At 35.2% G+C, this 14,579-nt stretch carries 16 protein-coding genes; all 16 read left to right on the top strand.

The features are described from left to right. Positions 1 to 43 precede the first annotated feature (43 nt). The 16 genes from B0I22_RS11185 (at position 44) to B0I22_RS11110 (ending at position 14,576) form a co-directional block, all read left to right on the top strand. Complete coding sequence (locus tag B0I22_RS11185) at positions 44 to 1,210, top strand: nucleotide sugar dehydrogenase (RefSeq protein ID WP_133944848.1); 1,167 nt, start codon at positions 44 to 46, stop codon at positions 1,208 to 1,210. 33 nt (positions 1,211 to 1,243) lie between these two features. After that, complete coding sequence (rfbB, locus tag B0I22_RS11180; RefSeq protein ID WP_133944846.1) at positions 1,244 to 2,323, top strand: dTDP-glucose 4,6-dehydratase; 1,080 nt, start codon at positions 1,244 to 1,246, stop codon at positions 2,321 to 2,323. A 15-nt stretch (positions 2,324 to 2,338) separates the two neighbouring features. Beyond that, positions 2,339 to 3,199: a glucose-1-phosphate thymidylyltransferase RfbA gene (rfbA, locus tag B0I22_RS11175; protein WP_133944844.1), complete on the top strand. Its 861-nt coding sequence runs from the start codon at positions 2,339 to 2,341 to the stop codon at positions 3,197 to 3,199. Positions 3,200 to 3,215: 16 nt separating this feature from the next. After that, entirely contained in the window at positions 3,216 to 4,067 is an 852-nt protein-coding gene (locus B0I22_RS11170) for an ABC transporter permease (RefSeq protein WP_133944842.1), read from the top strand. Positions 4,068 to 4,083: 16 nt separating this feature from the next. Beyond that, complete coding sequence (locus tag B0I22_RS11165; RefSeq protein WP_133944840.1) at positions 4,084 to 5,346, top strand: ABC transporter ATP-binding protein; 1,263 nt, start codon at positions 4,084 to 4,086, stop codon at positions 5,344 to 5,346. Beyond that, the gene (locus B0I22_RS11160; RefSeq protein ID WP_133944838.1) at positions 5,343 to 5,744 is read left to right on the top strand and encodes a sugar 3,4-ketoisomerase; all 402 of its coding nucleotides are present in this window, start codon (positions 5,343 to 5,345) and stop codon (positions 5,742 to 5,744) included. Before B0I22_RS11165 ends, B0I22_RS11160 begins: the two co-directional genes overlap by 4 nt. Further along, positions 5,734 to 6,156 carry a sugar 3,4-ketoisomerase gene (locus B0I22_RS11155; RefSeq protein ID WP_133944836.1) on the top strand — a complete coding sequence of 141 codons (423 nt, stop codon included), beginning with the start codon at positions 5,734 to 5,736 and terminating at the stop codon, positions 6,154 to 6,156. The genes B0I22_RS11160 and B0I22_RS11155 overlap by 11 nt, the downstream gene beginning before the upstream one ends. Further along, a complete protein-coding gene (locus tag B0I22_RS11150; protein WP_133944834.1) occupies positions 6,146 to 6,925 on the top strand; it encodes an N-acetyltransferase in 780 nt (259 codons plus the stop codon). Before B0I22_RS11155 ends, B0I22_RS11150 begins: the two co-directional genes overlap by 11 nt. Positions 6,926 to 7,071: 146 nt before the next feature. Then, the gene (locus B0I22_RS11145; RefSeq protein ID WP_133944831.1) at positions 7,072 to 8,172 is read left to right on the top strand and encodes a DegT/DnrJ/EryC1/StrS family aminotransferase; all 1,101 of its coding nucleotides are present in this window, start codon (positions 7,072 to 7,074) and stop codon (positions 8,170 to 8,172) included. After that, positions 8,173 to 9,072 (top strand): glycosyltransferase family 2 protein, encoded by a 900-nt coding sequence (locus B0I22_RS11140; RefSeq protein WP_133944829.1) that lies wholly within the window; start codon positions 8,173 to 8,175, stop codon positions 9,070 to 9,072. A gap of 11 nt (positions 9,073 to 9,083) precedes the next feature. After that, positions 9,084 to 9,896, top strand: coding sequence for a glycosyltransferase family 2 protein (locus tag B0I22_RS11135; protein ID WP_133944827.1), 813 nt, complete (start codon positions 9,084 to 9,086; stop codon positions 9,894 to 9,896). Positions 9,897 to 9,931: 35 nt separating this feature from the next. Further along, on the top strand, positions 9,932 to 10,942 hold the full coding sequence (locus B0I22_RS11130) for a WaaS/CpsH family glycosyltransferase (RefSeq protein WP_133944825.1): 1,011 nt from the start codon (positions 9,932 to 9,934) through the stop codon (positions 10,940 to 10,942). Positions 10,943 to 10,952: 10 nt separating this feature from the next. Beyond that, positions 10,953 to 12,011 carry an acyltransferase family protein gene (locus B0I22_RS11125; RefSeq protein ID WP_133944823.1) on the top strand — a complete coding sequence of 353 codons (1,059 nt, stop codon included), beginning with the start codon at positions 10,953 to 10,955 and terminating at the stop codon, positions 12,009 to 12,011. Beyond that, positions 12,008 to 12,790: a glycosyltransferase family 32 protein gene (locus B0I22_RS11120; RefSeq protein ID WP_133944821.1), complete on the top strand. Its 783-nt coding sequence runs from the start codon at positions 12,008 to 12,010 to the stop codon at positions 12,788 to 12,790. The genes B0I22_RS11125 and B0I22_RS11120 overlap by 4 nt, the downstream gene beginning before the upstream one ends. Before the next feature lie 29 nt (positions 12,791 to 12,819). Then, complete coding sequence (gene wecB / locus B0I22_RS11115; RefSeq protein ID WP_133944819.1) at positions 12,820 to 13,899, top strand: non-hydrolyzing UDP-N-acetylglucosamine 2-epimerase; 1,080 nt, start codon at positions 12,820 to 12,822, stop codon at positions 13,897 to 13,899. Beyond that, positions 13,896 to 14,576 carry an NAD-dependent epimerase/dehydratase family protein gene (locus B0I22_RS11110; protein ID WP_133944818.1) on the top strand — a complete coding sequence of 227 codons (681 nt, stop codon included), beginning with the start codon at positions 13,896 to 13,898 and terminating at the stop codon, positions 14,574 to 14,576. The genes wecB and B0I22_RS11110 overlap by 4 nt, the downstream gene beginning before the upstream one ends. Positions 14,577 to 14,579: the final 3 nt, after the last annotated feature.

The following is a 14,579-nucleotide window of genomic DNA, read 5'->3' as shown; positions in this document are numbered from 1 at the left end:
AGTTAATTTTCTTATTTTTGCCGAAATTAAAAACTTATTCTCTGTGAATATTACAATTGTCGGAACAGGATATGTTGGTCTTTCCAACGCTGTTTTACTAGCGCAACACCATAATGTAATTGCGTTGGATATTATCCCCGAAAAGGTAGAGATGATCAATAACAGACAGTCTCCTATTGACGATCATGAAATTATAGAATTTCTGAAAACGAAGAATCTCAGCCTAAAAGCAAGTCTTGATAAAGAAGAGGCTTATAAAAATGCTGATTTTATTATCGTAGCGACACCGACTGATTATGACCCAGCTACAAACTATTTTAACACAAGAAGTGTTGAAAATGTTGTAGAAGAAGTTAAAAAATACAATCCCAAAGCAGTTGTGATTGTAAAATCCACAGTTCCTGTTGGTTTCACGGAAAACTTAAAAAAAGAGTTAAATTTCGATAATATCCTATTTTCTCCAGAGTTTTTGAGAGAAGGAAAAGCACTTTATGACAATCTTTATCCATCAAGGATCATCATTGGCGAGCAAAGCGAGCGGGCAACGGTTTTTGCGAATCTTTTGAAAGAAGGTGCCATAAAAAAAGACATTCCCATCCTTTTTACCAATGCAACAGAAGCGGAAGCCATCAAATTGTTCTCAAATACTTATTTGGCAATGCGTGTAGCTTACTTCAATGAATTGGATAGCTATTCCCAAATCCACGGATTGGACAGCCGTCAAATTATAGAAGGTGTAGGATTGGATCCGAGAATTGGTTCTCATTACAATAATCCATCTTTTGGATATGGCGGATATTGTCTTCCGAAGGACACCAAGCAATTGCTTGCCAATTACGATTCGGTTCCTAATAACCTCATCCAGGCTATTGTGGATGCCAATCGTACGAGAAAAGATTTTATTGCCGATTCTATTTTGGCAAAACAACCTAAGAAAGTTGGTGTTTACAGGCTAATCATGAAATCTGGATCAGATAATTTTCGAGCTTCTGCAATCCAAGGCATCATGAAAAGAATCAAGGCAAAGGGAGTGGAAGTTGTTGTTTACGAGCCCGTTATGAAAGAAAGCACTTTTTTCGGATCAAAAGTTTACACAGATCTAGATGCTTTCAAACAAGAATGTGATGTCATTATATCCAACAGAAAAACGCCGGATCTGGATGATGTGAAAGAAAAAGTTTACACCAGAGATTTATTCGGGAACGATTAAAATTAAAAAACTAAAAACAATACAATAGTATTTATGAAAAATATTATCATTACAGGAGGTGCTGGTTTCATCGGATCTCACGTTGTAAGAGAATTTGTTAAAAATAATCCGGATTCCAAAATCATCAATCTTGATGCTTTGACTTACGCCGGAAATCTTGAAAATTTAAAAGACATCGAAAACGAACCAAATTATGTTTTCGAAAAAGCAGATATCACAAAACCTGAAGAACTAAGAAAGGTTTTTGAAAAATACAATCCAGACGCAGTTGTGCATTTAGCTGCAGAAAGTCACGTGGACAGAAGTATCACGGATCCAAACGCCTTCATCAACACAAACGTCAACGGAACTGCAAATCTTCTTAATCTTTGTATCGAATTCTGGACTTTGAATCCAGATCATACACACGGAAGATTCCCGAACGAGCCTAGAAAAAATCTTTTCTACCACGTTTCTACGGATGAAGTTTATGGAAGTTTAGGAGAAACTGGTTTCTTTTTGGAAACAACACCTTACGATCCACAATCGCCATATTCAGCTTCGAAGGCTGCTTCTGACCACTTGGTAAGAGCCTATGGAAATACTTACGGAATGCCGTTTATTTTGTCAAATTGTTCCAACAATTACGGGCCAAATCATTTCCCTGAGAAATTGATTCCACTTTGTATTTCGAATATCATTAATGAAAAGCCATTGCCAATCTACGGTGACGGAAAATATACAAGAGATTGGTTATTCGTAATCGATCACGCAAAAGCGATTCATCAGATCTTCAACGAATCTAAAACTGGAGAGACTTACAATATCGGAGGTTTCAATGAGTGGCAAAACATTGATTTGGTTAAAGAATTAATCAAACAAATGGATGAAAAGTTAGGAAAACCTGCCGGACATTCAGAAAAACTGATTACTTACGTGAAAGACAGACCAGGTCACGATAAAAGATATGCTATTGATGCTACGAAATTGAACAAAGATCTTGGCTGGAAACCATCTGTAACTTTCGAACAAGGTTTAGGAAAAACCATCGACTGGTTCCTTGAAAACAAAGAATGGCTGGAAAATGTGACTTCCGGCGATTATCAAAAATATTACGACGGACAGTATAATTAATTTAATATCAGACTTATGAAAGGAATTATATTAGCCGGCGGATCCGGAACAAGATTGTTTCCATTGACGATTGCTGTGAGCAAGCAGTTGATGCCAGTTTATGATAAACCAATGATCTATTATCCGCTTTCAACATTGTTGTTGGCTGGGATTAAAGATATTTTAATCATCACAACGCCTCACGACCAAGCAGGATTTATCAAACTTTTGGGCGATGGATCTCAATTGGGTTGTAATATCGAATATGTTGTTCAGCCAAGTCCAGATGGATTAGCGCAGGCATTTATCCTTGGTGATCAATTCATTGGTGATGATTCTGCAGCTTTGGTTTTGGGCGATAATATTTTCTATGGTTCCGAAATGGGAACTTTATTGAAAAATAAAACCAATCCAGACGGCGGTGTCGTTTTTGCGTATCACGTTGCAGATCCGGAAAGATATGGCGTTGTGGAATTTGACAACGATTTCAAAGCCATTTCTATCGAGGAAAAGCCAACTGAACCAAAATCAAATTATGCTGTTCCAGGACTTTATTTCTATGATAATGAAGTCGTTGAAATTGCTAAAAATATACAGCCATCTCCAAGAGGCGAACTTGAAATCACGGATATCAACAATGTTTATCTAAGCAAAGGTAAATTGGAAGTTGGTGTTCTTGACAGAGGAACCGCTTGGCTGGACACTGGGACTTTTGATTCGCTACAGGATGCGTCAGAGTTCGTCAGCGTGATTGAAAAAAGACAAGGTTTCAAGATTGGCTGTATCGAGGAAATTGCTTTCAGAAACGGATTCATCAATGAAGAAAAACTTTTGGAAACCGCTTCGAAATATGGTAAAAGTGGATATGGAGAATACCTGAAAGCCCTAATCAAATAAAATAAAACACACACAAATGAGTGATTCTCAAAATCATCAATGGACCGAAACGATAGAGTCCAAACATTCTCTTTTTGATCTTAATCTGAAAGAAGTTTGGCGATATAAAGATTTGGCTTACATGTTTGTAAAACGGGATTTTGTATCCAGTTTCAAACAGACTATTTTAGGGCCGATTTGGTTTTTCATCAATCCAATTTTCACCACGGTAGTTTACCTAGTTGTATTTGGTAATATAGCCAAACTTTCTACTGATGGTGCGCCAAAGATTCTATTTTATCTTGCAGGAATTACACTTTGGAATTATTTCTCTTCTTGTCTTACAGCTACTTCTAATGTGTTCACAACCAATGCGAGTATCTTTGGCAAAGTCTATTTTCCAAGACTCATTATGCCCATATCTATTGTTCTTTCGAATTTGATGCGATTTGGAGTACAAATGGGACTATTCCTAGTTGTGTTTGTTTATTATCTTTTTGAAGGTCAAGTTCAGCCAAACTGGTGGATACTTGCAACGCCGTTTTTAGTTTTTTTGATGGCTGTATTTGCGCTGGGAATGGGGATGATATTTTCTTCTCTCACCACAAAATATCGTGATTTGCAAATGCTTCTGACATTCGGAATCAGTTTGTATATGTATGCTACGCCAGTAATCTATCCAGCTTCCAGCTTGAAAGGAATTTTCAAAACTATTGCTTTTTACAACCCCTTAACAGGAATTTTTGAGTGCTTCAAATATGCTTGGCTTGGAGTTGGAGATTTTAATGCGCCTATGTTAATCATCAGTACGATATTAATTTTCGTGATCCTTGTGATTGGCACTGTGACCTTCAATAAGGTGGAAAAGGGCTTTATGGATACGGTTTAATTTTAAAATTAAGAAAATGGCATTAGCATTAAAAGCTGAAAATATATCTAAACAATACCGTCTTGGGCAAGTGGGCACAGGATCTCTTTCTCACGACCTCAATCGTTTCTGGCATCAAATCCGTGGAAAAGAAGATCCATATTTGAAGATTGGTGATTCTAACGACAGAACCCAAAAAGGAAACAGCGATTACGTTTGGTCGCTCCGGGATATTAATTTTGAAATAGAACAAGGCGACGCAGTTGGTATTATCGGTAGAAACGGCGCTGGAAAATCGACTTTACTAAAACTATTGAGTAAAGTAACCAAACCAACCACAGGAAGGATATTGACCAACGGTAGAATTGCTTCACTATTAGAAGTGGGAACAGGTTTCCATCCGGAAATGACGGGGCGAGAAAATGTTTTCCTCAATGGTGCAATCCTAGGAATGACTAGAAAAGAAATCACTAGAAAATTTGATGAAATTGTCGATTTTTCGGGAGTTGAAAGATATATTGACACGCCTGTGAAGCGATATTCTTCTGGGATGTACGTGAGATTAGCATTTGCTGTAGCTGCAAATCTGGAATCTGAAATATTGATTGTAGATGAAGTTTTGGCAGTAGGTGATGCAGAGTTTCAAAAGAAATGTCTAGGGAAAATGGGGGATGTTTCTAAAGGTGAAGGTAGAACCGTATTGTTTGTGAGTCACAATATGACGGCGGTGAAAGAACTTTGTTCCAAAGGAATTCTTCTCAACCAGGGACTTTTAGATTATCAGGGAAATATTGCAAATACGATTTTTGAGTACCAAAAAAGTTCTCAAATACAAAGTAGCTATCTACATTCAGGATCTTTAGATTCGGCTTTAGGAAATGAAAATATCCGAATTTTAGAATTTTCCGTTAAACCTTTAAATGATGGATTTCTGGATATTGATTCTGGAATGAAAGTAAAATTGAAGTTTTACAATTTTCAGGAAAATATCAATTTGGATACAACTTTTGAATTGAGAACTTATGAAGAAAGTGTGGTTTTCCATACAGGTGTCCTCATCTCTACCCAAAATAACAGTAAAAAAGGAGAATATACCGTAGAATTTGAAATACCAAAAAATCTCCTGAATGCAGGAAATTATTATTTCAAACTTATCTTTGGTATGGATCAAAAAGTAGCCCTTTTCATTGCGAATGAGATTGTAGGATTCGAAGTTGAAAATGTAAAGATTGGCAGTAATATGGCTTTGTTGCCTGGAATCATAAGACCCATTTTTGATTATAAATTACAAACGCCATGAAACCAAGAATCATAGAACTTCCAAAAATATATGACAAAAGAGGCAATTTATCTTTTTTTGAGCATCCAAATCAATTACCTTTTGAAATTGAAAGAACATATTGGATTTATGATGTTCCAGGAGGAGAAGTAAGAGGCAGTCACGCTTTTAGAGAGCAGCAAGAATTCATCATTGCACTTTCTGGCAGTTTCGATGTTGTATTAAACGACGGAAAGGAAGAGCAACGTTTTTCACTCAACCGCTCGTATTACGGCTTACTGATTCCAAAAATGTACTGGAGAAAACTGGAAAATTTTTCTACCAATTCATTAGCTCTTATTGTATCGGACAAAGCATATAATGAAGCTGATTACATTAGAGATTTCGAAGAATTTATAAAAATTGCAAATGAGAAATAAAGTTTCAATTTTTGACTGCAGTGTTATCAATTTAGGAAAAATTAATTTTGATGAAGGCAATCTTACCGTTGTCGAAAATAATTCTAATTTTCCGTTCGATGTAAAACGTGTTTTTTACCTTTACGATATTGCTGGAGGAGAAAACCGCGGTGCACATTCGCACAAAGAATGTCATCAGTTCCTAATAGCTGCCAGCGGAAGTTTCGAGGTTTCTTTAGACGACGGAAATTACAAAAGACAAATTTTCTTGAATCGTCCCGATATGGGTTTGCATATTCCGCCTGGGATTTGGGCATCAGAAATCAACTTTTCATCTGGAGCTATTTGCTTGGTCTTAGCCTCTCATCATTACAACGAAGCAGATTACGTTAGAGATTACGATACTTTTTTAAAAATACAAAATGAAATTTAATAATATCAACGTCCAAATTAGTCCAAAAGCCATCATTGGAGCCAATGTAAAAATTGGCGACAATACCGTTATCTATGACAACGTGGTGATTGGCGACAATTCTATTATTTCTAATGACTGTATTATTGGCGAACCTTTGAACGATTATTACTTCAGTGAAGAATACGAAAATCCTAAAACCATCATTGGAGAGAATGCTTTGATTCGGAGTCATACCATTATCTATGCGGATTCTGTTTTCGGAAAAAATTTCTCCACAGGTCATAGAGTTACAATCCGTGAAAAATCTAAATTTGGAGACAACTGCAGATTGGGAACAGTAACGGACATCCAAGGTTATGTAGAGTTTGGCAATAATTGTTGGTTGCATAGCAATGTTCACATAGGTCAGCAATCCAAGATTGGGAATTTTGTTTTTATCTATCCTTATGTCGTTTTGACAAACGATCCCACGCCGCCTTCTAACATTTGTGTTGGATCTACGATTGGTGATTTCTCTCAAATTGCCGTAGGAACGGTTTTGTTGCCTGCTACAGAAATTGGAAAACATTGCCTTGTAGGAGCACAATCTTTGGTAGGCGGGAAATATGAAGACTATTCTTTGATCATTGGTAATCCTGGGAAAAGAATTAAAGATGTGAGAGATTTGAAGTCTCGAGAAACGGGTGAATCTCACTATCCTTGGCCTTATAATTTTCAAAGAGGAATGCCTTGGGAAGGCGAAGGTTTTGACTCTTGGAAAAAAAGTAATGGTTACGAAAACGACTAGAAGTTTCTAAAAAAGAATGCCATTGAAATTCAGATTTGACATTTCATTTCTAAGAGCAGTATCTGTACTCACAGAATAGTTATACCAAACATCTCCGTTTTTCTCTGTTTTGAATAAAAACAACATTAATATTAAACACAATACAAATGATTAAGTTTCTGGACTTACAAAAAATAAATCTGGTTCATCAGCAGGAAATAGAAAACGCATTGTTAGAAGTTTTCCGATCCGGCTGGTATTTGTTGGGCGAAAGACTCAAGAACTTTGAAAAAAATCTGGCCTCATACATTGGTTCTTCCCAAGCCATTGGTGTTGCAAATGGTTTGGATGCTTTGAGATTGATTCTAAAAGCATATATAGAATTAGGTTTTATGAAAGTTGGAGATGAGATTATCGTTCCAGCCAATACTTACATTGCTTCCATTCTTGCAATTTCTGACAATGGATTGGTTCCCGTCCTTGTTGAGCCCAATATTGATAATTATAATATTGACATTTCAAAAATTGAAGAAAAAATAACGCCTAAAACCAAAGGCATTCTGATTGTTCATCTCTATGGAAGAATTATTTTTTCTGAAGAATTACAGCAGTTAGCAATCAAACATGATCTTAAAATCATTGAGGATAACGCCCAAACTATTGGTGCTGAATGGGGCGGCAAAAAATCCGGAAATCTAGGCGATGCTGCTGGATTCAGCTTTTATCCCGGCAAAAACCTGGGTGCATTGGGAGATGCTGGTGCCATCACCACCAATGATGAAACGCTTGCGGCAACAATCCGAGCTCTCGCAAATTACGGCTCCAACCAGAAATATGTGAACATCTACCAAGGTCTCAATTCCAGACTGGATGAGATCCAGGCTGCTGTTTTGGACGTGAAACTACAATACATCGATTCCGAAAATGAAATCCGAAGAAAGATTGCAAAACGTTTTGTATCAGAAATCAATAATCCAAAAATAATTCTCCCAGAATATCCGGAAAATGAACTGGAGCACGTTTGGCACGTGTTCATCATCAGATCTGGCAACAGAGAACTTTTGCAAAATTATCTTGCGGAAAACGCTGTACAAACCTTGATTCACTACCCAATTCCTCCGCACAAACAAGAGGCTTACAAGGAATGGAACAATCTCTCTTTCCCGATCAGCGAAAAAATACACGACGAAGTTTTGAGTTTGCCGATTTCACCAGTTTTGGACGAAAACGAGGTAAGCAAAATCATTGCAGTTCTAAATCAGTATTAGATGAATCATTTTCCCTTGGTTACCATCGTGGTGATTTCGTACAATCAGAGTCAGTATATTAATGAAAATTTGGATAGTATTAAAAATCAGACATATCCGAACATCCAGTTAATTGTTGCTGATGATGCCTCTAAAGATAATTCGGTGGAGAAATTTAACTTGTGGTTGAAAAACAATGATTTCCAAGCACATACAAATTTCCATCAAAAAAACACAGGTCTTGCTACTGTATTAAATGAGTGTATTGAGCTCGCTTCGGGAAAATACATTAAGATGATCGCAGCAGATGATTTTTTGCATCCAGAGTCTATCGAGAAATGTGTACAAAAGCTTGAGATCCTAGGTGATGAGTACGGAATGGTTTTTACGGACACGTATGTAATTGATGTTAATTCAGAAATTATTAGTGATGTAGCAGATTACAATACTTTAGGTAATGTATCTCCAGAGTATTTTAGAGAATCATTGATTAAAGGTAACAGAATAGCGGCGCTATCGGTTTTGCTTAGATTAGATGTATTGAAGGAGACTGGAAAATATGATAGTAATTTCTTAGTAGAGGATTATTACAGATGGCTTCTTGTGAACGAAAAATATTATATTGGATATATTGCTGAAAAATTAGCGTACTATCGAATGCACGACACAAACATTTCTATTAGCAAAAGAGAGCAAATAGAAAGGGAAGATATCTTACTAAAACTGATTTTTGATAAAAAAGGATCTGTTAAAAAAAATATAAACTATTATCTTTTCACACAATATTTGAACAATAGAAAAATTGACAAAAAACTTTTAGAAGCTTTTCTCAAATACCCATATAAAAGTAAAAGATTAGCGATACTATTAAGATTGCATATTCCTGCAGAATTTTATAAAAAGGTCAGCAAATTTATATAATGTTTTTTTTGATGAAAAATCCTCTTATCTCTATTATAGTACCCTGCTACAACCAGGGAAAGTTTCTTTCAGAATGCTTGCAATCTGTGTTAGAGCAAACATACCAATTTTGGGAATGTATTATTGTAAATGATGGATCAATTGATGATACAGAAGACATTGCACAAAAATGGATATTGAAGGATAGTCGGTTTAGGTACATTTCTAAGCAAAATGCGGGTCTTTCCGCAGCAAGAAACAGCGGGATTGATCTAGCACTAGGCAAATGGATTCTTCCTTTGGATGCAGACGATAAAATAGGAAATCAATATTTAGAATTAGCTGAAAAAGAATTTGACAAAGGATATTCTATTATTTACTGTAATGCAGAGTTTTTCGGAATTAAAACTGGACACTGGGATATTGCCGAGTTTTCTTTGCATAATTTATCCTTCAATAATGTTATTTTTTGTAGTGCATTTTTTCAAAAGAGTCAATGGGTTGATGTTCAAGGATATGATACTGACTTAATTTACGGTCTCGAAGATTGGGAATTTTGGATTTCTCTTTTAAAAAATGGAGGAAATGTTTTGAAATTAGACTATTATGGTTTCTTTTATAGAATAAAAGAAAGCTCCATGCTCGCAGATCTATCAGATGACAGATTGAGAAAAATGAAAACATTAATTTTCAAGAAGCACGTAGATTTTTTTTTAGATCATCAAGGAAGCTATCATGAAAACCTCTATTTGCTAAAAAAACTAAGCCCAGAGTCGGAATTTTTGAGAAAACTATACCAAAGTCGGCTCTTCCGCTTGATGTTGAAACTCAAGTTTTTCCAATAAACATTCATATACAGTTACATTAAATACTGAAAAAATTGGAAAAAATATTAATCATAGAAAGGAACATCCTGAACACAGAATGCTGCAGTTTTCTGAAGCAAAAAGGTTATGATGTGACAAAAATTGATTTTTCCGATGCTCCAACTTTTAACCAACGTAGTTTTATAAATAAATATCTTAATATTTTTCTGCGTGTTATCTTTCGGTACAAAAACTATCTTTACAAAGCAGAAAGAAAATTTAATAAAAAACAACGGTCCAAACTCGTCACTCAGTTTTGTAAAAAAAACACCACGAAATTCGATAAAGTAATTGTTGTAAGGCCTGACTATCTGAATCAAAAATCAATCCTTCATCTCGCAAAAATTTCCTACGAAATGGCAGGCTATTTTTGGGATTCTATTGCAGAGGGAGAAGCTTTAGAAGTTTCCAAAAGTGCGCACCTATTCAAAAATTTATTTATTTATGATAAGATTGATCTGGAACGTTACTCTTTTTTGAATCTGAAATTCATAACCAACTTTTATTATCCGATTGAGCAAGATTTACCAAAATCTGAACCAAAGAAACTTTACTATCTAGGCAACATTACCGTAGAAAGACGAGACTTCATTCTGGAAAAAATCATTTCTAAAATCAGTGAGAAGGAGCAATATGAATGGAACATTCTATTCAATAATTTTCCAGTAAGAGATTATGAATTATTATCGAATGAGTACATCCAATATATTGCAAAATCTAAGGATTACATCTATCATTTGGAAGAGATGATGCGTGCTTACGTCGTTTTTGACATCAATCCTTCGTATAACAACGGGCTTTCCTTCCGATTTTTTGAGGCTTTGTATTATGAAACCAAAATAATCACAACCAACAAAAATGTATTGGAATATGATTTCTACAACACAAACAACATTTTTGTTTATAACAATGATACAACGAGTGAAGAAATCAATGCTTTCCTAAAACTTCCATTTATGAAAATGAACGATTCTCTAATAGAAAAGTATCGTGTTGATAATTGGGTGAAAAAATTATTTTCTTAGAAATTGGCTTATGATAAAACCTCTAACCTCTCTGCGTTTTTTCTTTGCATTTTTTGTTTTTTTAAGTCATTTAACATTCGCAAATACGGATAATAATCTTCTTCAATGGCTCCAAAGAAACGTCTTTTTTGAAGGTTATCTGGGCGTTAGTTTTTTCTTTATTCTCAGTGGTTTTGTTTTGTCGTACAGCTATAAAGAAAAATTCTTGCAAGAAAAAATAACCAAAAAATCATTTTACTTAGCGCGTTTTGCAAGAATCTACCCCTTGCATTTCCTAACTTTAATTTTAGCTATACCTTTTGTTTATTTCAATAATGCCTTATATATAGGGGCATTCCTGACCAATTTTTTTCTTATTCAGAGTTTCGTTCCCAACCAAACTATTTTTTTTAGTTTCAACCCACCTGCCTGGAGCATCTCAGATGAAATGTTTTTTTATCTGATATTCCCCTTTATCATTGTCCTCTTCCAAAACGTAAAAATATTAAAGAAGATATTTACTTTTCTAATTCCTGCAATATTAATCATTGGAGTCTTCTTGATTCCAAGTGGTCATCATAAAGATGTATTTTATGTGAATCCACTTATTAGAAGTTTCGATTTTATCTTAGGAATATTACTTTATGATCTTTTCAAAAATGAGAAGTTCAAATCTTTTTTTTCAACTATAAAAAGAGCTACTCTTGCAGAGCTCTTTACCATAGTTACTTTTTTAATATTTTTTATATTTCACAATTATTTTGCCAGAGGTTTTAGATTTTCCGTTTATTACTGGATTCCGATGTGTCTTATTATCTATACTTTCGCACAGAATAAAGGTTATCTTTCAAAATTATTATCAAACAACGCATTAGTATTTCTGGGCGAGATTAGTTTTGGATTTTACATGATCCATTACTTGGTTATTACTTATGGTAATATGCTCAAAGACAATTATTTTGTTAATTTTAATGAAATTAATCTATCCATAATTTACTTTATTGTGACGATCGTATTAAGTTGTCTTTCATTCCTCTACTATGAAAAACCAATGAACACTTTTATCAAAAAGAAATTGATTAAACCATGATTCCAAAAAAAATACACTACTGCTGGTTCGGTGGCAATCCAAAACCAGAATCTTTCTACATTTGCCTAGACTCCTGGAAAAAAAACCTTCCCGATTACGAAATCATCGAATGGAACGAATCCAACTTTGACATCACTTGTTGCGAGTACGTTCGTCTAGCGGCGGAGAAGAAAAAATGGGCTTTTGTTTCGGATTATGCAAGAGCATTGGCTTTGTTTGAGCAAGGTGGGATTTATATGGACATCGATGTGGAAGTCAAATTTTCTTTGGATGAGTTTTTGGTTCACCGCGCATTTTCTGGTTTTGAGATCAAAGGTTCACCATTCACGGCACTTTGGGCTACGGAAAAAGACCATCCTTGGCCAAAAAAGGTTTTAGACTTTTATAATAAAAAAACTGACTTTGATTTGACAACGAATACAGTTTTTGTTTCAGATCTTCTCATCAATCATTACAAAGCTGATCCAGAAAGAGATGAATATCAGGAACTTGAAGACGGAATTGTGATTTATCCATCAACATATTTTTGTTTGGATCTTCCGAAGAATTACGCTGCGCATCATTTTGTGGGAACTTGGCACGAGCGCGATACGCCAAATCCTTTCAAAGATTATGTGCACGCTTATCATCATCTGAAAAATGTAGCAGATATCAAAGATGGAAAGAAGGAAATCCACAATGCTGTCAACAATCTCAAAATTATCACAGCCGATGAGATTCTGAATCAATTTCCATTGAAAATGCTATTTAAACATATTTTAAAACGCATTAAGCCTTAAGATTTATTATTTTTGCACAAAACAAATTGATGAGTCATAAAATTGCCATCGTTTACGGAACCAGACCAGAATTTCTAAAAGTTTTTCCGGTCATTCATCAATTCCGTATGCAAAATGAAGAAATTGTGGTGGTCAACACTGGTCAGCACGATGATCTTCTTACAAAAATGGAAGAAAGTTTTGATGTCAAACCGGATTTCCGACTTTCTGTTCAGTCACTAGATTTCACCAATTCCAATTTGGTAGCAAAACTGATTAATAGTTTATCGGATCTTGTACATCAAGAAAACATTACCAAAATTGTGGCTCAGGGCGACACTTTCACCGTTTTGGCTTCGTCCATCGTGGCTTTTATGGAGAAGCGAAAATTCTATCACATCGAAGCGGGTCTTAGAACCACAGACATCAGAATGCCTTTTCCTGAGGAATACAATAGACGTGTGGTTTCTTTAGGAAGCGACGTGAATTTTGCACCAACTACTTTATCTCAAGAAAATCTCTTAAAAGAAGGAATTCCGAAGGACAAAATATTGTTGACTGGGAACACGATTGTTGATATGATTCAATATATTCTCGAAAAAGAAAATATTGAAATAGAGTATCAAAATAAGGTTTTCATCACGGCGCACAGAAGAGAAAACATTGGAAAACCTTTGCAAGAAATTGCGCAAGCCATCAAAGAATTAGCTAGCGAAAATCCGGAAACTAATTTCGAATGGGCATTACACCCAAATCCAAACACGAGAAAGATCATTCTTGATGTCTTCGAAGATAAAAAACCTGACAATTTATTATTTACAGAACCTCTACCCTATTTGGATACGATAAGAAAAATGGCTTCTGCAAAATTAATAATTTCAGACTCTGGCGGAATTCAGGAGGAAGCTCCAAGTCTTAGAAAAAGAGTTTTGATCTTGCGTGAAGAAACCGAAAGACCCGAAGTTTTGGACTGTAATTGTGGTGTTTTGGTCGGTAGCGATTTGGAAAAAATTAAAGCAGAATTTTATACAATTTGGAATGAAGAGAAAGAATTCATTTTCAAGTCAGAGAAAAATCCTTTTGGCGATGGAAAAGCTTCGGAAAGAATTCTTAAAACACTTTTAGAATGATTGTCGGTAAAGGATTGATTGCATCTCTCTTCGCTGAGGATGATAGGAAAGACATCATCTTCTTCGCTTCCGGTGTTTCTAATTCTTTGGAAGACAGACCAGAAGAATTCTCACGAGAGGAAAAGCTCATCAAGAAAACCATCGAAGAAAATCAAGATAAAACATTTGTTTACTTCTCAACTTGTAGCGTTTACGATTCTTCCAAAACGGGAAGTGACTATGTGCTTCATAAACTGAAAATGGAGCAACTTGTGAAAAATTCTTGTGATAAATATTTGATTCTCAGAGTCAGCAATGCAGTTGGGAAAGGTGGAAATCCGAATCTTTTGATGAATTACCTCATTCGATCAATCCGAAACAACGAGACCATCAATGTTCATACAAAAGCTACCAGAAACCTCATAGATGCAGATGATATTAAGAACATCACTTTCAATTTGTTAGACAGCCAAACTCTCAACAAAATAGTGAATGTCGCCTATGTTCAGAATTACGCCATCATCGAAATTCTGGAAATCATCGAGCGTTTTTACAACACAAAATTGGATCTCAACCTCATCAAAAAGGGCTCTGGATATGATATTAATATTCCAGATTTAGAAGATTATTTTAGAATTAACAATCTTAATAACAAAGAATCTTATCTTTGCCGAATCTTAGAGAAATATTACTCTTAAAAC

Origin of the sequence: Epilithonimonas xixisoli (genome assembly GCF_004365655.1) — a bacterium.
Classification (GTDB): Bacteria; Bacteroidota; Bacteroidia; order Flavobacteriales; family Weeksellaceae; genus Epilithonimonas; species Epilithonimonas xixisoli.
This window is presented reverse-complemented; position numbering and strand designations above follow the sequence as displayed.